Raw genomic sequence first — 21,881 nt, forward strand, 5'->3', positions numbered from 1 at the left:
CCTTTACTCTTCATCATCAAGATGCTCTTTGATCATCACCAGGAAGGGTTTGCCAAAGCGCTCCAGTTTGCGGTGCCCCACGCCGTTGACGCTAAGCATCTCGGACGCGCTGACCGGCATCTGTTCTGCCATCTCTATCAGCGTGGCGTCATTGAACACCACGTAAGGCGGAATATTCTCTTCGTCGGCGATCGCTTTTCGCAGCTTACGCAGCTTAGCGAACAGTTTGCGATCGTAGTTACCACCGTGAAACTTCGCCGGACCGCTGCTCTTTGTTTTCGCGGTGATTAAACGCGGCACCGCCAGCATCAGTGGCACTTCACCGCGCAGCACCGGCCGCGCTGCTTCGGTGAGTTGTAATGCCGAGTGCATAGCAATGTTCTGCGTCACCAGCCCCAGATGGATTAACTGACGTAACACGCTGACCCAGTGTTCGTGGCTCTGATCTTTGCCCAGTCCATAAACCGGCAGTTTGTCATGACCCTGTTCACGGATGCGCTGGTTGTTGGACCCGCGCAGGACCTCAACGATATAGCCCATGCCGAACCGCTGGCCGACGCGATAGATGCCGGAGAGCGCTTTTTGCGCTTCAACCAGGCCGTCATACCGTTTCGGCGGATCAAGGCAGATATCGCAGTTGTCGCACGGCTGCTGGCGACCCTCGCCAAAATAATTCAGCAGCACCAGGCGGCGGCAGGTCTGTGCTTCAGCAAACGCGCCCATGGCGTTGAGCTTGTGGCGTTCAATATCCTGCAAGGGCCCCGGCACTTTCTCTTCCAGGCATTTACGCAGCCAGGCCATATCGGCCGGATCGTAGAGCATCATCGCTTCGGCGGGCAGACCATCACGTCCGGCTCGTCCGGTTTCCTGATAGTAGGACTCGATGTTGCGCGGAATATCGAAGTGGACCACAAAACGGACGTTGGGCTTGTTGATACCCATGCCAAAAGCCACGGTCGCCACTACGATTTGCAGATCGTCACGCTGGAACGCTTCCTGCACGCGGGCACGCTGTTCGCTGTCGATGCCGGCATGATACGCCCCGACGCTGAAACCCCGGCTTTGCAGCCGCGCGGCGGTGTCTTCCACCTTCGCCCGGCTATTGCAGTAGATAATGCCGCATTTGCCGCGCTGATCCTGAACGTAGCGCAGCAGCTGATCGGTGGGTTTGAATTTTTCCACCAGCGTGTAGCGAATATTGGGGCGGTCAAAGCTGCTGATCTGAATCAGCGGATCCTGCATGTGCAGCAGGTTAACGATGTCGTTGCGGGTGGTTTCGTCCGCAGTCGCCGTCAATGCCATGACCGGTAATTCCGGGAAGCGCTGACGCATCTTCCCGAGTGCACCATATTCCGGACGGAAATCGTGGCCCCACTGTGAAATACAGTGCGCCTCATCTATCGCCAGCATCGCCGGTTGCCAGTGCGCCAGACTTTCCAGGAAATTATCCATCATCAGGCGTTCTGGGGCGATGTAGAGCAGCTTAACCCGGCCGGTACGGCAGTCAGCCATCACCGTCTGCTGCTGATCGCGCGTCATGGTGGAATTGAGATAGGCTGCCGCCACGCCGTTCGCCAGCAGCTGATCGACCTGATCTTTCATCAGTGAGATCAGCGGCGACACCACCAGTGTCAGCCCTTCGCGCACCAGCGCCGGGATCTGATAACAGAGCGATTTACCGCCGCCGGTGGGCATCACCACCAGACAGTCGCGTCCGCTCAGCGCCTGATTAATGATCGTCTGCTGACCGGGACGAAACTGCTGGTAGCCGAAGGTATCCTGCAATACCTGCTGAGCCAGCGCTTCCTGATTAAGAACTGCCGAGGTTGCCACGCGATTCCTGTCTTACGTTAGGGATTAGAACAAGTCGTTAAGCGTTACACCCACACCCAGACGCGTCTGGCGATGGTTGTAATCGATCAGTGATTCACCGTAGCCGCTAAACACCTGAGTATAGAAGCGGACGTGCTCGCTGATAGGGTAGCTCCAGCCCATTGTCGCGCCGCCATAACCGCTGTTCCAGTTATAGTTGCCCTCTACGCTGAAGATACTGTCGCCGAGCTTATAGCCCAGCCGGGTGCGGTAGTAACCCATATATTTGGTGATGTCGGGATTATCATCGCTGCTCGCCCCTTCAGGGATGCGATACCAGGGTTTGATTTCCGCCAGGAAGTTACCGTTCTCCGCCATCAGACGCGCATAGACACGGTTCCAGCTGCGTGAGGTCGGGTCACTTCGTCCGTTAGATTGGTGATTCAGACCCAGTTCGACATCACGCAGCGTCCAGCCACCCAGCGAGTAGTCGGTCGCCCAGCCGAGAAAAATCTGCGGCTCATAGTTGGTCTCACGGAAAGGTGATGACTCAGCACTATTCGACAGCTGCCACCAGGAACGCTGGGTATAAGAGGCTGCCAGCACCGAGTTGTCGCCCAGAATACCGCGCCATAACGGAAATGCCAGACTGAGCTGGAATTTCACTTCATCTTTGCGGGCGTTTTCACCCCAGTTATAAGAGGAGATCGCCTCTTTATTGAGGTCGCTGGTATAGGTGTAGAGCAGATAGTTGTTCTCGTAAGGATAGAGAACAAACGGGTTATCATGCTTCTCCAGCAGGTTAGCAATAATGCTGCCCTGAACCTGTGGCGCGTCATGAACCTCTTTAATCCGGGCTTCATCCGCCTGCGCCAGCGCAGGAAATATCAACATTGCCGCCAGCAAGGCGCGATGCTTACGCATAAAATTCTCCGGTGAGCAGCTGCGTATCAGAATAACTGAAAGGGTGTTGTCAAAAGCAGGCCATTCTACACGCAAATGGCAGTGAGCATGAGTGCTGATTTCTTAAACTGGAAACACCCTCGCAGGCGGCATAGAATACACAACTCATTCATGTTCCGCGCCCCTCTGGCCCGATTTTTTCAGGACACATCATCATGTCATCACCCGTGCTGACACCGCAGGACGCTCGCCAGCTGGTCGGCGAAATTTTTGTTTATCACATGCCGTTTAATCAGGCGCTAGGCCTGGAGCTGATGCGTCTTGACGCAGACTACGCTGAAATCAGCTTCAATAATAAATCCATGCTGGTGGGCAATCAGGCGCAGCAGATTCTGCACGGTGGTGTTATCGCGTCCGTCCTCGATGTGGCCGCGGGCATGGTCTGCGTCAGCAATGCGTTAACCCGTCAGGAGAGCATCAGCGAAGCGGATCTGCGTCAGCGTCTGTCACGCATGGGCACCATCGACATGCGCGTTGACTATCTGCGTCCCGGACGCGGCGAGCGCTTCACCGCCACCAGCAGCCTGCTGCGCGCTGGTAACAAAGTCGCCGTGGCGCGCGTGGAACTGCACAATCAACAGGGCGATTATATCGCCACGGCTACCGCCACCTATCTTATCGGCTAACCACGCCACTGAATGGATCGCATATGGATACGCAACAAACCCGCCAGGGCGTTGGCTTTGCACTGGGCGCTTACTTTATCTGGGGCATTGCGCCCGCCTATTTCAAGCTGGTCAAACAGGTTCCCGCCACAGAAATCATGACGCACCGGGTGATCTGGTCGGCACTCTTTATGCTGTTGCTGATTACCCTGAGCCGCAGCTGGCCCGGCGTTCGCAGCGTATTGCGCCAGCCCAAAAAAGTGCTGTTGCTGGCGCTGACGGCCGTGACTGTCGGCAGCAACTGGCTGCTGTTTATCTGGGCGGTCAACAATCAGCATATGCTGGAAGCCAGCCTGGGCTACTTTATTAACCCGCTGATCAACGTGGTGTTCGGCATGCTGTTTTTGCGCGAACGTTTTCGTCGTCTGCAATGGCTGGCCGTGCTGCTGGCAACCATTGGCGTGCTGGTGCAACTGTGGCAGTTTGGATCGTTGCCGGTTATCGCGCTGGGGCTGGCCCTGAGCTTTGCCGTTTATGGTCTGATGCGCAAAAAGATTCAGGTCGATGCGCAGAGCGGCATGCTGATTGAGACCCTGTGGCTGTTTCCGCTGGCAGCCATTTATCTGTTTGGCTTTGCCGACAGCGCCACCAGTCATCTGTCCGCTAACCCGCTAAGTCTTAACCTGAAGCTGATCGCGGCCGGCATTGTGACCACCATTCCACTGATGCTGTTTGCGGCGGCCTGCAGCCGGCTGCGCCTCTCAACGGTCGGTTTCTTTCAGTACCTCGGCCCGACGCTGATGTTTGTGCTGGCGGTGGTGTTTTATGGCGAAACCATCACACCAGACAAGATGGTGACCTTTGGCTTCATCTGGCTGGCGCTGCTGGTGTTTGTCTGCGATGCGGTGGCGTTTTCATTCCGTTCCCGCGCGCGCATAGCGTGAAATAAAGCGCGCTAAAGCCGGGCCGGTCAGCAGAATAGTGAACAGGCGCAACGTCTGCATCGCCATCACAAATGCCATGTTGACCTGAGTTCCCGCAGCAATAATCGCCACCGTGTCCAGCCCGCCTGGACTGGTGGCGAGATAGGCCGTCATCAGATCGATATCCAGCATGCGCGTCAGTATCCACGCCAGCCCGCCACACAACAGCATCAGCCCGAAGATTGACGCCAGCATCTGCGGCAGCGTGCGCAGTGCCAGCAGAAAAATCGGGCGGGTAAAACGTAAACCCACGCTCCAGCCAATCAGTGCATAGGCTACGGCCAGCAGCCATTCCGGCACCTGTAGCACTGCGATTTCGCTGCTGTTCAGTACCGCACCCGCCAGCGCGGGCAGCAGTAATGCGCCAGAGGGAATGCGCAGTCGTGTGCCCAGCCACGCGCCCGTCAGCATCACCACCAGCGTAATGGCAAAGCCATAATTCAGCGCGGGAAACCAGAGCAGCGAGATGCTGTGCGCTTCATCGCCCAGCCCGATACGCGCGACCAGCGCGGCGGCCGAGGCGACAAACAGCACCCGCAGATACTGCATAAACGCCACCAGCCGTACATCAGCGCCGAAGTCCCCCGCCATTGCCACCATGGCCGAAGCACCGCCCGGTGACGAGCCCCATGCGCCGGTCGGGCCAGGCAGATGACTGAAGCGCACCAGCAGAAAACCGGACAGGCCGCTGGCCGCCAGCGTCAGCAGCAGCACCGCCAGCACGATCGGCCACTCCTGAATCAGCGGTGTCAGAATCGAAGGCGAGAGGCTCTGGGCAATCATGCAACCCAGCACCGCCTGGGCAAGCAGGAAGAATCGTTTATCAATCCGCAGTGTGGCACCCGACAGGCCCATCACCACGCCCACTATCATCGGTCCCAGTAGCAGCGCGGCAGGCACGTGAAAATAGTGCAGCACCGCACCTAGCAATACGGAAATCAGCAGCAGCAGCGTCCACTGCGTGCGTAACGAAAAAGCGTCCATAAGAAGTTAATTTTTTGTAAAAACAGGAGGGTCAGAGTACGCAGAAATCGGGACGGGAGCCAGCAGAACGGGCCATCTCAGATGGCCCGTTGCTTTTCTAAAGCCAGTTTTTACGTTTGAAGTAGAGATACGGCGCCAGTCCGGCCAGAATCATCAGGCCGATAGCCGCGGGATAACCGAAGCTCCACTTCAGTTCCGGCATAAACTCGAAGTTCATCCCGTAGCTGGAAGCGACCAGCGTCGGCGGCAGAAACACTACCGAGACCACCGAGAAGATCTTGATGATGCGGTTCTGTTCGATATTGATAAAGCCCATCGCCGCCTGCATCAGGAAGTTGACCTTCTGGAACAGCGATTCGTTATGTGGCAGCAGCGATTCGATATCGCGCAGAATTTCCCGCGCCTGCTCCAGCTGATTACCCGGTAAGCGCGCTTTACGCACCAGGAAGTTCAGGGCGCGCTGAGTATCCATCAGGCAGAGACGCACCTTCCAGCCGATATCTTCCAGTTCCGCTAAGCGTGACAGCGCCTGATCGTACTCTTCGCCCTGCTGACCTTCCATGATCACCCGGCTGAGTTTCTCCAGCGCGCTGTAGATGTTCTCGATTTCATCCGCCAGCTGTTCGATTTTGGTTTCAAACAGGTCCAGCAGCAGCTCAAAGGCGTTGCCGTCGATCAGGGTCTGGCTACGGGCACGCATGCGATAGAGGCGGAAAGCGGGCAGCTCACGTTCACGCAGCGTGTAGAGGCGGCCTTCACGAATGGTGAATGCCACGGTGGAGTTACCGGCGTGATCGTCAGCATCTTCATAGAAGAAGAAGGAGTGGATATGCAGACCATCTTCATCTTCGAAGAAGCGTGCCGAGGCCTCGATATCTTCCAGCTCTGGCCGTGTTGCCAGGCTCTGGCCCAGCTCGGTCTGCACCCGGTCACGTTCGCCCTCTTCCGGCTCGATCAGATCGACCCAGACGGAGGTGGTCAGTTTGTCGTTTTCGTCTTCCAGCTCCAGTCGCGTCAGGCGGCTGTGATCCAGTTTAAATGCGCTCAGCATAGCAATACTCCCCATTGCAGACTAAATGGGACAAGGCGGTCCGCCGTTCCTCAACATGGAACGTGCGGCCTGAACACGGAAACAGAGTTTCAGAGATAAATCAGTGCTGACTCGCGCGACGGAATCAAAAAGGGAGGTCGCTGATAACCGCTAAGGCTACCCGCGTAAAGAGGTAGCCTTAGATGTTATGCCTGGTATCCAGGTCATTGAGCCAGCATCGACTGGGCGTGTCCAAGGCATTGTCCTCTCATGATAATAGTGGGCGCATGTTACGCTGAGACGAAAAAGCCGTCAACCGCACGCTAAAGCGTTTCCAGCTTCGCGTAAGCCGCCACCAGCCACTTGATTCCCTGCCCCTGAAACGCCACCTGCAGGCGGCTGTGTTCGCCGCTGCCTTCCAGATTTATGATGGTGCCTTCGCCAAATTTTGCGTGATGAACACGCTGGCCCAGCGCGAATCCACTGTCATTTTTGGTCACCGGCGCACCCATCCGCTGATGGTTGACCGGACGGCTGACGCTGGCGCGCAGACGCACTTCTTCAATGCAGGTCTCGGGCAGTTCGCCGATAAAACGGGAAGGCCGGTGATACACTTCCTTACCATAGAGTCGGCGGGTTTCAGCGTAGGTCAGCGTCAGCTTGAGCATCGCGCGGGTCACACCGACGTACGCCAGACGACGCTCCTCTTCCAGCCGTCCACCTTCATCCAGCGACATCTGGCTCGGGAACATCCCCTCTTCCATACCGACGATAAAGACCTGACTGAACTCCAGCCCTTTGGCCGAGTGCAGCGTCATCAGCTGAACCGCATCCTGCCATTTGTCTGCCTGACCTTCGCCCGCTTCCAGCGCCGCATGGGATAAGAAGGCCTGCAGCGGCATCAGATCTTCATCTTCATCCTGATAGCTGAACTGACGCGTTGCCGTCACCAGCTCCTCAAGGTTTTCGATACGCGCCTGACCCTTTTCGCCTTTTTCCTGCTCATACATCAGCCACAGGCCGGAGTCTTTGATAACCCGGTCGGTCTGAACATGCAGCGGTAAATCGGCAGTTTCGGTGGCCAGTGAATCGACCAGCTCACAGAAGCGTTGCAGCGCAGACGCGGCGCGGCCAGCCAGTGCGCGACTTTGCAGCAGTTCGCGCGTGGCCTGCCACAGCGTCATCTGACGTTCACGCGCCGTCTGACGCACCACGTCGAGCGTGCGATCGCCCACGCCGCGCGTCGGGGTATTCACTACGCGCTCAAAGGCGGCGTCGTCATTGCGGTTCGCCATCAGACGCAGATAGGAGAGCGCATCTTTGATCTCCTGACGTTCGAAGAAGCGCATGCCGCCATAAATACGGTACGGCATGCTGCTCTGCAGCAGCGCCTCTTCCAGCACGCGCGACTGGGCGTTGCTGCGATAGAGAATGGCGCAGTCGTTGAGCGCACCGCCGTTCTCCATCCAGACCTTGATGCGGTTGACCACGAAGCGCGCTTCATCCAGCTCATTAAAGGCGCAGTAGATAGAGATCGGTTCGCCATCGCTGCCTTCAGTCCAGAGCTCTTTACCCAGACGGCCATTGTTATTGGCGATCAGGGCGTTAGCCGCTTTCAGAATGTTATTGGTTGAGCGGTAGTTCTGCTCCAGACGGATCGTTTCTGCACCAGGGAAATCCTGCAGGAAGCGCTGAATATTCTCGACCTGTGCGCCGCGCCAGCCGTAGATCGACTGGTCATCATCGCCCACAATGATCACCCGGCCGCTGTCGCCCGCCAGCATCCGAATCCAGGCGTACTGAATGTTGTTGGTATCCTGAAACTCATCCACCAGCACGTTGGTAAAGCGTTCGCGGTAGTGATTGAGGATATGCGGCTTGTTGAGCCAGAGTTCATGGGCGCGCAGCAGCAGCTCGGCGAAGTCGACTAAACCGGCGCGATCGCAGGCTTCCTGATAGGCCTGATAGATGCGCAGCCAGGTCTGCTCAATCGGATTGCCATAGCTTTCAATGTGCTTTGGCCGCAGGCCTTCATCTTTTTTGCCGTTGATGTACCACATGCCCTGACGCGCAGGCCACTGCTTGTCATCAAGGTTCATTGATTTAATCAGGCGCTTGAGCAGACGCAGCTGGTCTTCGCTGTCGAGGATCTGAAAATCCTGCGGCAGACCGGCGTCAAGATGGTGGGCGCGCAGTAAACGGTGCGCCAGACCGTGGAAAGTCCCGATCCACATCCCGCCCTGGCTGGTGCCGATCAGATGCTCGATACGGTGACGCATCTCCGCGGCTGCTTTATTGGTAAAGGTCACCGCCATAATCGAATAGGGTGAGCAGTTCTCTACTGACATCAGCCACGCAATGCGATGCACCAGCACCCGCGTTTTACCACTGCCCGCACCTGCCAGCACCAGCAGGTTACTGCGCGGAGCCGCAACGGCCGCGCGCTGATTGTCATTCAAACCGTCGAGCAGTTCAGAAACGTCCATAAGCACCGTTTACCAGAGAAAAACGCCGTCGCCGCGTTGTTTATTCCGCCTGCCGCAAGGCAGTGTCACGGCCAGTCAGGCGGCGACACAGATGCCGGATAAGGGACGGCGGCAAAGCAGAGAAGAGGAGACGACTGGATAAATTTACAGCCATTATAGCAGTGAGGTGAGTGATGCCAACCGCGAAATTTCGACATGCGGCAACAGGCGCGCGTCCGGGATATGCATCAGGTTGCCCTGCCGCAGGTTAATCCAGCAGGCCTGCATGCCGCAGCGCAGTGAGCCAGCGACATCGGTAGTCAGGTCGTCGCCCACATGCAGAATGTGTTGTGGCGCGATATCAAGGCGTTGCGCGGCAAGCTGATACATATCCTGCCACGGCTTGGCGCGCCCGTCAGGCCCGGCCCGCAGCGTGAACTGAAAGTATTCAGCGATGCCCATTTTTTCCGGGCTGGCGTTGCCGTTGGTGACTGCCACCAGCGGGATTTTTTCCGCCAGCGCCTTCAGCGTCTGATGCGTCTCATCCGGCATCTCGACCTGACTCCGCCACTGATGGAACACCGCCATGACCTCTGCCGCGCCAGCGGTCGCTTCCGCAGCAGAGAGGCCGATATTGAGCATCGCCAGCTCTACCGAACGGCGTCGCCACTCTGAAACGTCATGATAGATTTCAGGCTCGCGCTGCAGCAGTTGATCGCGCAACTGCTGATAATCCTGCGGCGTGAAGTCACGCAGCGCCGGATGAAAAGCCTGCAAAGCGGCGTGAGACTCCAGCGTGGTGCGACGGATCACCGGATAGTTATCGTAGAGCGTGTCATCAAGATCGAAAGTCATGGCTTTAATGGCCGACAGCGGACGATAAAACTTCATTCGTTCTTTCCTCGTTTGGCGCGGGGATGCGCAGCGTCATACACCGAAGCCAGATGCTGGAAGTCGAGATGGGTATAGATCTGGGTCGTCGAGAGGTTCGCATGCCCCAGCAACTCCTGTACGGCGCGCAGGTCGCCGCTGGATTCCAGCAGATGCGTGGCAAAAGAGTGCCGCAGCTTATGCGGATGGATATGGCTCGCCACACCCTGTCTGACGCCCCATTCGGCAAAGCGTTTCTGCACGTTACGGGGCGAGATGCGGTTGCCGCGCGTCGACAGGAACAGCGCATCATCCTGGCCGCCGAAGGTTTCACGCAGCGGCAGCCAGTGCTGGATCCAGGTGACCGCCGTGCGGCCAATCGGCACCCGGCGCTCTTTGCTGCCCTTACCCACGACCCACACTTCGCCGGAATCGAGGTCGACGTGGCGGCAATCCATATTCACCAGCTCGGAGAGACGCAGCCCGCCGCCATACATCACTTCCAGCATCGCGCGATCGCGCACCGCCAACGGATCGTTAAGGTCGATCTCCAGCAGCTGATTCACTTCATCCACATCGATATTCTTAGGCAGATGACGCGCTTTACGCGGCGTCATTACCCCTTTAGCCGGATTGGCGGAAAGCAAACCCTGGCTTACCTGCCAGTCGAGAAAACTGCGCAGGGCGGAGAGGCGCAGCGCGAGGCTGCTGGCTGAGAGTCCGGCGCGACGGCTGCGTGCCGCCATGCTACGCACCTGCGCCGGTTCCAGCTGTGCCCAGCTGCCGAGCTTCATCTCATCCGCAATTGCCACCAGCGCGGCAAGCTGGCGCGCATAGCTGCTCTGGGTTAACGGACTCAGCTGGCGCTCCACTTTCAGGTAGCGCAGAAATCCGTCGACGGCCTCCTGCAGTCCGCTGCTCATGCGCGCTCCACCCAGCGGGAAAGCAGGCCAGGCATCATCTGTGACAGGTGCTGCAACAGCAACGTCCCCATGCCCGACTGATAGTGCTGGCTGTCACGGCTGCTGAACACCAGCACGCCGAGATCGCCCTCTTCGCCCATCAGCGACATCGCAACCGAGCCAATTGCTTTGGCCTGTGGCAGCAGCAGCAGCAGTTCCGGCCCATTGATATTACCGAGATAGTGGTGCTGGTTGCCGAAACGCTGAATACGCAGCGGCTCAAACGCCTGACGCGACAGGCTCAGCTGGAAGAAATCGGAGGGGGCACCCAGCAGCCATTTGTCGCTGAACAGCCGCACATTGGCACCCGCCAGGCCCAGCTCACGCGCCCAGCGATGCAGACGGTTGAGCATATCCTGCAGCGAATCAGCCGCGGCCAGATGACTTTCCAGCGACAGCAAACGGTCAAACAGCTCATGGTTCGCGCTGGCCTGCTCCATCAGCAGTGTGATCTCTTCTTCCAGCCGCTGAATGTGGTTGCGTTGCCGCGCCATATGCCACTCGACCAGGGACACACTGCCGCGCACCGGATGCGGCACCGCCATCTGTTCAACTTCACGGGCATTACGGATGAAGAAATCGGGATTCTGCCGCAGATAATCACTGACGGCCTGATCGTCCAGCAGAACCGAACTGTCAGCCTGCTCTTCGATATTTTTCATAGATGAATAAACCCATCGTAGACGTGTGTCGCAGGCCCGGTCATATAGAGCGGCTGACCGGCGCCTTTCCAGGAGATATGCAGCGTCCCGCCAGGCAGATCGACACGCACTTTCGGTGCCAGAATGCCCTGCTGAATGCCACATGCAACGGCAGCACAGGCGCCGCTGCCGCACGCCTGCGTTTCACCCGCTCCGCGTTCGTAGACGCGCAGCCGGATATGTTCGGGATTAATGATCTCCATAAAACCGACATTGACGCGATCCGGGAAGCGCTCGTGGCTCTCCAGAATCGGGCCAAGCAGTTCAACCTGCGCGGTTTTAACACTTTCAACCTGGATGACGCAGTGAGGATTCCCCATCGACACCGCACCCAGCATCACCGTCTGTTCGGCCACGCGCAGCAGATAGAGATTTTCGGCTTTGTTGGCGCGGAACGGCACCTGCTGAGGCTCAAAGTTGGGCTCACCCATGTTCACGCGCACGTGGTCATCAGGCGTCACGGTGAGGACCATGCGGCCATTCTGGGTACTGACCCGAATATCGCTTTTGTTGGTCAGCCCTTTCAGCTGAACAAAGCGGGCAAAACAGCGCGCACCGTTACCGCACTGGGCCACTTCACTGCCGTCAGCGTTGAAAATGCGATAGTGAAAATCGAGATCGGGATCGTAAGGCGGTTCAACAATCAGCAGCTGATCGAAACCGATCCCCAGATGACGATCGGCCAGCCGGCGGATCAGTTCCGGCGAAAAGAAGACGTTTTGTGTCACCGCATCCACAACCATAAAATCGTTGCCGAGACCGTGCATTTTGGAGAACTGCATTTTTTGCTCCGCCGGATAAGCCATCAGATTAGTTCGCTTTTACGCCTGAATTGCCGGTCACCAGCCCGCCGACATCGGCTTTAGTGGCATCCGCTTTCTGGCGTTCGGTTGGGACTTGTTGTTTCTTCGGCTGGTCCTTCGGCGGGAAGTAGAGCGGTCCTTTCAGACCACAACCTGCAAGGCTGATTACTGCCAGTGTCATGGCCAACAGGCTTATTACTTTCTTCATTCTTTATGCTCTTAATGTCCTTTACCTGGATGCTTATCATCGCAGTTGAAGGTGGAAAAGCAACAGGAAATCCCCGCAAATAGCGTGAACCGGGTGACAGGCCAGGAAGATAGCGGCCACCTGCAGAGCGCAGGCAGCCCGTCAGCATCAATGCACCTGATAGCGCGGTTGATAGTCGCTGTTGTCGTTGTCAGGCTGCGTTGTACAGAGCTGCGTCAGCGTCTGACTCCGGAATGGGATCACCTGGAATCGCTCACCGGTGTTCACAATCTGGTAGAACTGCGGCAGGTTGAAGTTGATGAAGCTTGAGCCATAGGTAAAGCGATCGTGTGACGAGGAGTAGAAGCGGCTGACGTCGCGCACCAGCTCCTCTTTGCTGCCTTCACAGTGATGATAAACCTCAACCCGATTGCTCTCATCGAGGATATAGATGTTGAAGCCGCGCTCATCCGTGGTGTTTTCAAAGAAGAACTGAATGATGCCTTCGCTGGCATAACCGTTCACTACCGGTGGCAGCGGCGTCTGATTCGTTTCGACTTTGATCGACAACCCATGCAGCTTGTTATTGGAGATCGCGCCATAAAATTCTACCGCGTTTTCCAGCTTCTGCACCGAGACGCTCATGCGTTCAAAGAACAGACCCCAGGTCTCACCCGCCATGCGCAGCGCTTTAAAGCGGCCCGGCTCCTGACGCGTGCTGGAGAGGCGCAGCTCAATGCACTCTGAGACCAGCTGCTGGACGCGCGTGCGAATCAGCCCGCGCAGATGCTGGCTGTAGCAGAACACTTCTACCGTATCCGGCGGTGCGGCATCCTGATGCATCTTGCCGAGAATAGTTTTCAGCCCTTCGATCATCGCCTGTTCGCCGCTGAAGTGCAGCGTACGCACTTCATTCCAGGAGTTGCGATAGAGCAGATCGATGCTGCCAATCAGGCACTGCTGCTGCTGACCAAAACTAAAGACATCCAGTTTGCGGAAGTCGAAGTGCACCACCTGATTGCGGAAGGCCGCCGTCGGATCGTGCTCAAGGTTAACGATAATCGCGAGGTGCCGGATTTCGCACGGGCTGTAGAGCGCTTTTGGCGTCGGCGAAGGGAGACGCAGCGGGAAATGGCTGGAAACATCGTTGACCAGTTCCTGAAGACGCGCCAGATCGCAGGTCTCATTGCCTTTAATATGCAGCCGGGTTTTGCGGGTCAGCAGACCATTAAACCAGGCCCACGCCACCAGCTTGTTCAGGTAGCGGTTATATTCCAGCGGCTGATGGCTGATGATCGAATCCATGTCTGGTGCCTGGTTATAGAGATACCAGCCGGAACGGTTAGCGCGGCCAGGCGGCACATGAATAAAGGTCAAATTCGGTTCAGAAAGATCGGGCGAAATCTGTGGATTCACCAGCGTCACTTTGCCCGGCAGCGCTTCAAACGCGGCATACAGTTTACGGGTCAATACACCGATATCCTGCGGGCTGGCGCTGACGCTTAAGTTATTGCGACGGGCAAAGCGGATCAGGTTGCGATAACTCTGCATCATCGCATCCAGCAATTCGTTATGGGCTTCGCGCACCCGCTCGATTTTCCACCCGGCACGGTTGTCCAGAATGGCGATCTTCTCTTCGTTCCAGCCCCAATCTTTCACCAGCTGCGATAAGATCTCGCGACGCCAGCCGGTGCGTTGCTGATGATCGTCGGTGCTGAGCTTTTCACACACTTTGAGATAGAAGCAGCGACGCACCAGGTCAAGGCGCGGCTGATCGTCAACGCTGGTCAGGTAGTGCGTAACGCGCTCCAGCATCATGCAGTAAGGATCAAGTCCGAAGCAGATGATTTCGCCGTCGTGCAGGCGCTGTTTGATATCCATCGCCAGCAGCTGCGTGTTCGGGTATTCCCAGCTGTAAGCTTCCAGCAGCAGCGTTTTCAGTACGGCTTTATAAGGCGAGTCGATACTTTTATAGAGCTGCCACAGGCTGGCACCGAAATACTCTTCCGCCGACAGCGTGCCCAGGCCGCCCAGGTCAAGCCACTCATTGGGTGTCAGCACGCCTTTGGCATACAGCGACATCACGTAGTCGTCGTAATGATGCTCTTCTTCGCCCGGCACCATATTCCACAGGATGCGTTTGCCCGCCATACGAACCGCGGTACGGTAAAACTCATCCAGCAGTAAAATGTGCTGGGTTGAACCGCAATCTTCACCGCCCAAGCTGCCGCTTTCGTTGTGACGGAAGCGGTTTTCGTCAATCAGGAAGAAACTGACTTCCACGCCCATTGAGACGCACCACTTCTGTAACAGCGTGCATTTGCGCTGCAGATTCAGGCGCTCTTCATTATCGAGCCAGGATTGATGGCAGACCCAGATATCAAGATCGGAGATGCTGTTCTGGCCGACAGACGAGGTGCTGCCCATAGAGTAGATAGCGGTGATCGGCATTTCGCCTTTCGGCGCATCGGCATGGCGCAGATCGCTGTCGCCGGTGAGGTCGGCCAGCAGCTGGCGTTGATTTTCATCAGGCGTGAAGAAGCTGATGCCATGTGGAACGCTACCTTCAAGGTAACCCGGCATCTGCGGATGTTGATAATGTAATAAGGTTGGCAGCAGACTGTAGACGCGCTGAAAAGCGGGTCCCATGGCAGCCAGCGCACGATCAACGCGCAGCTGGTTGATTGCATCCAGTCTCTGTTTCAGTGTCTCAATGTAGAGGTACAAGACGTTTCGCCTGATTGTCCCAGTGTTTAAGCACCCTGTTTCCACGCTCTGCCGCTTATTAAAAGTAAAAAAGTGGGCAGATAATTGCTGGAAACGTGATCAATCTATCACTCGGCTGATTGACCGTAAAGAAAGTTGCGCTACTTAACAGTTTAGCACGTTCTTACCAGCTTCCCGCCTTTTCGGCACGGGTTGCCACGCTATGGCTTGATAAACCGGGCCTGAAACCGCACACAGGCCGTTTTCAATCCGTTGAAACTGACAGTATTCACCCAGAGATGATAGGATATTCAGTGAACGATAAAAATGGTTAACAGCATGTTAGACAAAATTTTCAGAATTGCTACAAGACAAAGCCCGCTCGCATTATGGCAGGCACATTATGTACAGCAACGACTCATGAGTGCCCATCCGGGACTGCGCGTTGAGCTGGTGCCTATGGTCACCAAAGGTGACATCATTCTTGATACGCCACTGGCAAAAGTCGGTGGCAAAGGGCTGTTTGTCAAAGAGCTTGAGCTGGCAATGCAGGATGGCCGTGCCGATATGGCCGTGCACTCTATGAAAGATGTGCCGGTCAGTTTCCCTGAAGGTCTGGGCCTGGTGACCATCTGCGAGCGCGACGATCCGCGCGATGCGTTTGTTTCTCATCATTATGACTCCATTGATGCGCTGCCACAGGGCGCCGTTGTCGGCACCTCCAGTCTGCGTCGTCAGTGCCAGATTAGCGCGCGCCGTCCGGATCTGGTGATCCGCTCGCTGCGTGGCAACGTCGGCACCCGCCTCGGCAAACTTGATGCCGGCGAGTATGACGCGATCATTCTTGCCGTCGCCGGGCTGAAGCGTCTGGGGCTGGAAGATCGCATTCGCCAGGCGATGCCTGCCGAAGTCTCCCTGCCCGCCGTGGGCCAGGGTGCGGTCGGCATTGAATGCCGTCTGGACGACACCACTTTAATCAGCCTGTTACAGACGCTGAATCACGATGACACCGAAGTCTGTGTCAGAGCAGAACGTGCCATGAATACGCGCTTAGAGGGTGGCTGTCAGGTGCCCATCGGCAGCTTCGCGGTGCTGGAAGGCGATGAGCTCTGGCTGCGCGGCATGGTCGGCGCGCCCGATGGCCGGGTTATGGTCAGCGGAGAACGTCGTGGCCCCCGCGCGCAGGCTGAACAGATGGGCATTTCACTGGCCGATGAGCTGCTGAACGGCGGCGCGCGTGAAATCCTGAAAGAGGTCTACCAGGGGCAGCCGCCGGCATGACCATCCTGGTGACGCGCCCGGAACCCGCAGCGGCAGAGCTGGTGTCACGCCTGCATGCCCTTGGCAAACAGGCGTGGAGCCTGCCGCTAATCGAATTTGCACCGGGCGCTGACCTCAATTCCCTGCCTCACAAGCTCGCCGGACTTCGTGCTGGCGACCTCGTCTTTATTCTTTCTCAGCAGGTTATTCACTACGCCCAGCACGCGATCAAAGCATGGCCCACTGAGCTGGACTATTATGCAATTGGTCGCAGCACCGCGCTGGCGTTTCACACCGTCAGCGGACAGCAGGTGACCTGGCCTCATGCGCATGAAACCAGTGAGGAATTGATCAGGATAAACACGCTTCAGCAGGTTGCCGGTAAACGTGCGCTGATTCTGCGTGGCGATCCTGGACGCGAATTGCTGGCGGAGACATTAAACCGGCGAGGTGCTGAGGTAACGTTTGCTGCCTGCTACCAGCGCTGCCAGAAGCATTATGACGGGCCGGTTGAAGGCCGCCGCTGGCGCGATCGCGGCGTCTCTGTGCTGGTGGTGACCAGCGGTGAAATGTTACAACAGCTTTTTTCGCTATTCCCCGCGGTTGATCGCGAGGAATGGCTGCTCAACTGCCGACTGATAGTCGTCAGTGAACGTTTGGCTACCCTGGCCGCAGGATTGGGTTGGCAGGATATTCAGGTAGCCGATGGTGCCGATAACGATGCGCTGCTGCGCGCGTTACGCTGAACTTTAACAATGGGATGTGCCACATATGACGGAACAAAAAGACTCCTCCGCCATGGTTGAAGAAACCACCCCAGCGGTCGACCGCTCTCCTTCCAGCAACAGCACACCACCGCGTAATGCGAAAAATGGTGGCATGGTGTTGGGTGCAGTTGCGATTGTCATCGCGCTGGCGATAGGTGCGGGTTTATACCTTAACGGGAAACATCAGGCTGATTTACAGGCACAAACCAATCAGAAGCTGAGCGATCAGTTAAGCGCGTTGCAGCAGCAGGCCAGCAGCGATAAACAGCAGCTGACACAGCAACTGAGTGGCGCTGAAACTGCCCTGCAGACGGCACAGCAGCAGCAGACCGCGTCAGCAAAAGAGCTGGAAACGCTGCGTGAAAAAGTGGCTGTAATTTCTGGCAACGACGTGCGCAGCTGGCTGCTGGCACAGGCGGACTATCTGGTGAAACTGGCTGGCCGCAAACTCTGGAGCGATCAGGATGTTACTACCGCCGCGGCACTGCTGAAAAGCGCCGATGCCAGCCTGGCTGACATGAACGATCCCAGCGTCATGAATGTGCGTCGTGCGCTGACCCAGGATATCAGTAACCTCTCTTCCGTTACGCAGGTCGACTACGACGGCGTGATCCTCAAGCTGAATCAGCTGTCGAATAACGTTGATAATCTGCGTCTGGCCGACAACGACAGCGATGATGCGCCGATGGACAGCGATGGCGGCGAACTCTCAGGTTCCGTGCGCGAATGGCGTCAGAATCTGGTGAAAAGCTGGCATAACTTTATGGATGACTTTATTACCATCCGCCGCCGCGATAACACCGCACAGCCGCTGCTGGCTCCGAATCAGGATGTTTACCTGCGTGAGAATATCCGCTCGCGTCTGCTGATCGCTGCGCAGGCCGTACCGCGTCATCAGGATGAGATTTATAAACAATCTATCGACACCGTGTCCGCCTGGGTTCGCGCCTGGTACGACACCAATGATGCCGCTACCAAAGCCTTCCTTGCCCAGCTGGATGAGCTGAGCCAGCAGAACATCAACATGGATCTGCCGGATAACCTGGAAAGTCAGCCGTTGCTGGAACAGCTGATGCAGACACGCGTGCGGAACCTGTTGGCGCAACCGTCTGCCGCTGCTAATCAGCAGGGAGGCTAAGCATGCTTAAGGTATTTATCCTCTTTATCCTGCTGATTGCGGGCGTGGTGCTGGGACCGATGATTGCCGGTCATCAGGGCTACGTGCTGATTCAGACCGATAACTGGAATATCGAAACCAGCGTCACTGGCCTGGTGATTATCCTTATCATCAGCCTGCTGGTGATTCTGGCGGTGGAATGGCTGCTGCGCCGCGTGCTGCACACCGGGGCGCGTACCCGCGGCTGGTTTACCGGCCGTAAGCGCCGTCGCGCCCAGCGTCATACTCAGTCTGCGCTGATGAAGCTGGCAGAAGGCGACCACCGTCAGGTGGAGAAACTGCTGTCTAAAGATGCCGATCACGCCGATGTGCCGGTAGCCAACTATCTGCTGGCCGCCGAAGCTGCCCAGCAGCGTGGCGATGAAATTCGTGCCAATCAGCATCTTGAACGTGCTGCTGAGCTGTCCGAAAGCAATACCATTCCGGTTGAAATTGCCCGCGCTCGTATTCAGCTGGCTCGTAACGAAGATCATGCGGCGCGACACAGCATTGACCGTCTGCTGGAAGTGGCGCCGCGTCACCCTGAAGTGCTGCGCCTGGCCGAACAGGCGTACGTCCGTACGGGTGCCTGGAGTGCATTGCTGGATATTCTGCCTGCTATGCAGAAAGCGCAGGTTGGCGATGAGCTGCATCGTGATGCGTTGCAGCAGCAGGCCTGGCTGGGTCTGATGAATCAGGCAATGGCCGATCAGGGCAGTGATGGCCTGAAGCGCTGGTGGAGCACGCTGAGCCGCAAAACCCGTCAGGACACGACCCTGCAGGTGGCAATGGCGGATCATCTGATTGAATGCAACGATCACGACACCGCACAGTCGATCGTGCTGGAAGGCCTCAAGCGTCATTATGACGATCGTCTGGTACTGCTGATGCCGCGCATCAAAAGCGGCAATCCGGAAGCGCTGGAGAAGGCATTACGCCAGCAGATCAAACAGCATGGCGCAACGCCGTTGCTGCACAGTACGCTGGGACAGTTGCTGATGCGTCATGGTGAATGGCAGCAGGCAGCAGATGCGCTGCAGCAGGCGCTGGCACAGCGTCCGGATGCGTTCGATTATGCGTGGCTGGCGGATGTTTATGATCGTCTGCATCGTCCGGAAGAGGCCGCGAAGATGCGCCGTGAAGGATTGTTGCTGACGTTGAAGAATAATCCCAACGCCTGATGCGGTTGTCAGACAGGATAAAGCCGGGCTTGCCCGGCTTTTTTGTGCCCGCAATCTGCCGCTCTATTCTTACAGGCAAAAAAAACACCTGCCAGTGGCAGGTGTAAGATCAGGTCGGTAAGACAACCGGGAGGTACCTGACTCAACGTGGTGTCTGTTAACCCTGTAAGGCTTTCGCGATACAGGCAGGCAGACAACAGGTACCTAAAATTGGCTCTGCATCATTCCCAGGTTTATGTAGCATCAGCAAACATAAGAGGTGGAATGAGCATCTACAGCAGAAGTATTGCACAAGCCGTGCCAGGTTAAGGTTTATTTTTAAAATAACTATAAATCAATGCCTTAAACAGATCGATAAGTCTGGTCATAGCGGGATATGGCATGAAGTGTCGGTATCAGGCGACAGCTGGCATTTTCTCTGTCTCTGGATGGAGACAGCAAGGTAATTCTTACGGTGATTTCAACAATAACAATGGTTTATTTGTCTGCGATTCACGACGTTGCTTAGACTATTGGTCATATAAAGCAGAGTAGCTTTGGTTGCCACGGATAAGCTCAAACGCACCGCCCGCACTCACCGCAGTGCGGGCTTCAGGGAGCATACGCCTTTCACAAAGACGCAAAAGACGCCATCCCTGGCGGGCTCAGCGCGGGCCGTCCCTGGCCCGCGATGCTTTGCTACAGGCGTATGCTCCCTTCGCTTTAAGTCTGGCAGACGCATTAAGTACTTACATAAGCTTCAGAGGGTTTACAGCAATGAAGAAGCTCAATGCGCAGGGAACACGGGCAGAGGAGGAAAGCGTCCCACCGCCCGGAAAAAAACGCCGGGAGCGTTTTTGAACAACGCGAAGCGTTGGCCCGGATACGGGCGCACCTCAGGGATGAGGTGCGTAATCGCGCGGGCCGAGCGGCCAATGGATGGCTTAAGCGACTTTCCGATCTGACCGTGTTCTCTTCGCAGGCTCGAACTCACAGCAACATTGTTCTACAGCACCCAACCCGGCCCGGCCCATATCTCCCGCAGAAATTCAAATCCACTTTTCTACAGACGAAAAAAAACCTGTCTTTTCAGACAGGTTTCTAAAAATGGTCGGCGAGAGAGGATTCGAACCTCCGACCCACTGGTCCCAAACCAGTTGCGCTACCAAGCTGCGCTACTCGCCGATTTTTTTAACTGTTTTGCCTGGTGCGAAGAGAGGGACTTGAACCCTCACGTCCGTTAGGACACTAACACCTGAAGCTAGCGCGTCTACCAATTCCGCCACCTTCGCGTTTCCCAGCAAAATCTGGGGTGGCTAATGGGACTCGAACCCACGACAACTGGAATCACAATCCAGGGCTCTACCAACTGAGCTATAGCCACCACTATTCTTAATGTTACAAGTTTAAAACCTGCAGCATTTAAATCTTTACTGCCAACCGCGGTAAATCAACCACCGAAGCTCATGCGCACAAACGATATGGCGCGCCCGACAGGATTCGAACCTGAGACCTCTGCCTCCGGAGGGCAGCGCTCTATCCAGCTGAGCTACGGGCGCGTAGCGCCGTTGCGGATGTGCATACTAGAGATAAGCGCCCATCGTGTCTAGTGCTTTTTAAATAAAAAGACGCGTTTGATTACGCTTTGTGCATTTCGTCGACAAATAGTACATTTCCACTCTCGTAATGCCTGAAAATGCGGCATTTATCAGCAATATCAGAGATCGCCGCGCCAGTGATAGCGCAAATATTTAAGCAGTTTTAATTGCCTGCGCAGGCGGCTCGGCTGCCGAATCAGACGATAGAGCCACTCCAGACCCAGCCGCTGCCAGATTTTGGGCGCGCGCTTCACATGGCCGGTGAAAACATCATAGGTTCCGCCCACGCCCATATAGAGGGCATCAGGCCAGTACGCACGGCACGCTAGCATCAGCAGCTCCTGACGTGGCGAGCCCAGCGCGACGGTCACCAGCTTCGCACCGCTGGCCGCAATCCGGGCAAACAGCGCATCCTGCTCGGCTGGCGCAAAATAGCCATCCTGCGCGCCGACAATATTTACATTCCACTGACGACGTAGCTTATCGCAGGTTTCATCCAGCACCTGCTGGCGACCGCCGATAAGAAACACCGGCGTCCCTTCACGCCCGGCGCGTTCCATCAGCGCTTCCCATAAATCAGCACCCGCAATGCGCTGCACTGACGCCTGCGGATACTTTTTACGAATCGAGCGCACGATGCTGATGCCATCGGCATACGCATATTCCGCCTGCGCTAACAGCGCGCGCAATCCTTCATCCCGCTCAGCGGTCAGGATCTTCTCCGCATTGATGGCCACTAAAATACCGCTGCGGACGCTCTGCGGCGGCATTAGAAAATTCACTGCCGACGGCATATTTTCGAAGCCATACAAATCAACGCCGCGAATACGGTACTGCGGCGTCTCAGTTAACGTTGTCATATCTTCCGT

General features: G+C 56.6%; 19 protein-coding genes and 4 tRNA genes. 6 read left to right on the forward strand and 17 right to left on the reverse strand.

Annotated elements, in window-relative coordinates; translation table 11 throughout:
* Positions 1–3 precede the first annotated feature (3 nt).
* Positions 4–1,833 (reverse strand): ATP-dependent DNA helicase RecQ, encoded by a 1,830-nt coding sequence (gene recQ / locus IV493_RS17105; protein ID WP_195857487.1) that lies wholly within the window; start codon positions 1,831–1,833, stop codon positions 4–6.
* 24 nt (positions 1,834–1,857) lie between these two features.
* Positions 1,858–2,736, reverse strand: a complete 879-nt coding sequence (pldA, locus tag IV493_RS17110; RefSeq protein ID WP_110331160.1) for a phospholipase A — start codon at positions 2,734–2,736, stop codon at positions 1,858–1,860.
* Between the two features lie 194 nt (positions 2,737–2,930).
* Here pldA and IV493_RS17115 point away from each other — a divergent pair, with 194 nt between their 5' ends.
* Positions 2,931–3,401, forward strand: a complete 471-nt coding sequence (locus IV493_RS17115) for a thioesterase family protein (RefSeq protein WP_033734820.1) — start codon at positions 2,931–2,933, stop codon at positions 3,399–3,401.
* Between the two features lie 23 nt (positions 3,402–3,424).
* Positions 3,425–4,324 (forward strand): EamA family transporter RarD, encoded by a 900-nt coding sequence (gene rarD / locus IV493_RS17120; protein ID WP_147789648.1) that lies wholly within the window; start codon positions 3,425–3,427, stop codon positions 4,322–4,324.
* Here rarD and IV493_RS17125 read toward each other — a convergent pair.
* The 10 genes from IV493_RS17125 to IV493_RS17165 form a co-directional block, all read right to left on the reverse strand.
* On the reverse strand, positions 4,295–5,347 hold the full coding sequence (locus IV493_RS17125; RefSeq protein WP_013359693.1) for an AbrB family transcriptional regulator: 1,053 nt from the start codon (positions 5,345–5,347) through the stop codon (positions 4,295–4,297). The genes rarD and IV493_RS17125 overlap by 30 nt on opposite strands.
* A gap of 97 nt (positions 5,348–5,444) precedes the next feature.
* Complete coding sequence (gene corA / locus IV493_RS17130; RefSeq protein ID WP_195857488.1) at positions 5,445–6,398, reverse strand: magnesium/cobalt transporter CorA; 954 nt, start codon at positions 6,396–6,398, stop codon at positions 5,445–5,447.
* Between the two features lie 178 nt (positions 6,399–6,576).
* Positions 6,577–6,633, reverse strand: a complete 57-nt coding sequence (gene ysgD, locus IV493_RS18700; RefSeq protein ID WP_350769477.1) for a YsgD/CorL family protein — start codon at positions 6,631–6,633, stop codon at positions 6,577–6,579.
* A 67-nt stretch (positions 6,634–6,700) separates the two neighbouring features.
* The gene (uvrD, locus tag IV493_RS17135) at positions 6,701–8,863 is read right to left on the reverse strand and encodes a DNA helicase II (protein WP_013359691.1); all 2,163 of its coding nucleotides are present in this window, start codon (positions 8,861–8,863) and stop codon (positions 6,701–6,703) included.
* Positions 8,864–9,016: 153 nt separating this feature from the next.
* Positions 9,017–9,733 (reverse strand): 5-amino-6-(5-phospho-D-ribitylamino)uracil phosphatase YigB, encoded by a 717-nt coding sequence (gene yigB, locus IV493_RS17140; protein WP_095706400.1) that lies wholly within the window; start codon positions 9,731–9,733, stop codon positions 9,017–9,019.
* Positions 9,730–10,635, reverse strand: coding sequence for a tyrosine recombinase XerC (xerC, locus tag IV493_RS17145; protein ID WP_013359689.1), 906 nt, complete (start codon positions 10,633–10,635; stop codon positions 9,730–9,732). The genes yigB and xerC overlap by 4 nt, the downstream gene beginning before the upstream one ends.
* Positions 10,632–11,336, reverse strand: a complete 705-nt coding sequence (locus IV493_RS17150; RefSeq protein WP_013359688.1) for a DUF484 domain-containing protein — start codon at positions 11,334–11,336, stop codon at positions 10,632–10,634. Before IV493_RS17150 ends, xerC begins: the two co-directional genes overlap by 4 nt.
* Complete coding sequence (dapF, locus tag IV493_RS17155; protein WP_033734938.1) at positions 11,333–12,157, reverse strand: diaminopimelate epimerase; 825 nt, start codon at positions 12,155–12,157, stop codon at positions 11,333–11,335. The genes IV493_RS17150 and dapF overlap by 4 nt, the downstream gene beginning before the upstream one ends.
* A 28-nt stretch (positions 12,158–12,185) precedes the next feature.
* The gene (locus tag IV493_RS17160; protein ID WP_195857489.1) at positions 12,186–12,386 is read right to left on the reverse strand and encodes a lipoprotein; all 201 of its coding nucleotides are present in this window, start codon (positions 12,384–12,386) and stop codon (positions 12,186–12,188) included.
* A gap of 147 nt (positions 12,387–12,533) precedes the next feature.
* Positions 12,534–15,092 (reverse strand): class I adenylate cyclase, encoded by a 2,559-nt coding sequence (locus tag IV493_RS17165; protein WP_195857490.1) that lies wholly within the window; start codon positions 15,090–15,092, stop codon positions 12,534–12,536.
* Positions 15,093–15,410: 318 nt separating this feature from the next.
* Between IV493_RS17165 and hemC the strand changes: the two genes are divergently transcribed.
* Genes hemC through hemY form a run of 4 tightly spaced genes read left to right on the forward strand, consistent with a single transcriptional unit; the run spans position 15,411 to position 19,435 of the window.
* The gene (gene hemC, locus IV493_RS17170; protein WP_195857491.1) at positions 15,411–16,352 is read left to right on the forward strand and encodes a hydroxymethylbilane synthase; all 942 of its coding nucleotides are present in this window, start codon (positions 15,411–15,413) and stop codon (positions 16,350–16,352) included.
* Positions 16,349–17,077: a uroporphyrinogen-III synthase gene (gene hemD / locus IV493_RS17175; protein ID WP_195857492.1), complete on the forward strand. Its 729-nt coding sequence runs from the start codon at positions 16,349–16,351 to the stop codon at positions 17,075–17,077. The genes hemC and hemD overlap by 4 nt, the downstream gene beginning before the upstream one ends.
* 25 nt (positions 17,078–17,102) lie before the next feature.
* On the forward strand, positions 17,103–18,236 hold the full coding sequence (gene hemX, locus IV493_RS17180; protein ID WP_013359682.1) for a uroporphyrinogen-III C-methyltransferase: 1,134 nt from the start codon (positions 17,103–17,105) through the stop codon (positions 18,234–18,236).
* Positions 18,237–18,238: 2 nt separating this feature from the next.
* Positions 18,239–19,435, forward strand: a complete 1,197-nt coding sequence (gene hemY / locus IV493_RS17185) for a protoheme IX biogenesis protein HemY (protein ID WP_013359681.1) — start codon at positions 18,239–18,241, stop codon at positions 19,433–19,435.
* A gap of 1,087 nt (positions 19,436–20,522) precedes the next feature.
* Here hemY and IV493_RS17190 read toward each other — a convergent pair.
* The 5 genes from IV493_RS17190 to wecG form a co-directional block, all read right to left on the reverse strand.
* Positions 20,523–20,599 (reverse strand) — tRNA-Pro (locus tag IV493_RS17190).
* 20 nt (positions 20,600–20,619) lie between these two features.
* A tRNA-Leu gene (locus IV493_RS17195) sits at positions 20,620–20,706 on the reverse strand.
* 16 nt (positions 20,707–20,722) lie between these two features.
* A tRNA-His gene (locus IV493_RS17200) sits at positions 20,723–20,798 on the reverse strand.
* Between the two features lie 98 nt (positions 20,799–20,896).
* Positions 20,897–20,973: transfer RNA gene (locus IV493_RS17205), tRNA-Arg, on the reverse strand.
* 158 nt (positions 20,974–21,131) lie between these two features.
* The gene (gene wecG / locus IV493_RS17210) at positions 21,132–21,872 is read right to left on the reverse strand and encodes a lipopolysaccharide N-acetylmannosaminouronosyltransferase (protein ID WP_195857493.1); all 741 of its coding nucleotides are present in this window, start codon (positions 21,870–21,872) and stop codon (positions 21,132–21,134) included.
* Positions 21,873–21,881 lie beyond the last annotated feature (9 nt).

This window comes from Pantoea sp. SM3640, from assembly GCF_015654165.1.
In the GTDB taxonomy this organism is placed as follows: domain Bacteria; phylum Pseudomonadota; class Gammaproteobacteria; order Enterobacterales; family Enterobacteriaceae; genus Pantoea; species Pantoea vagans.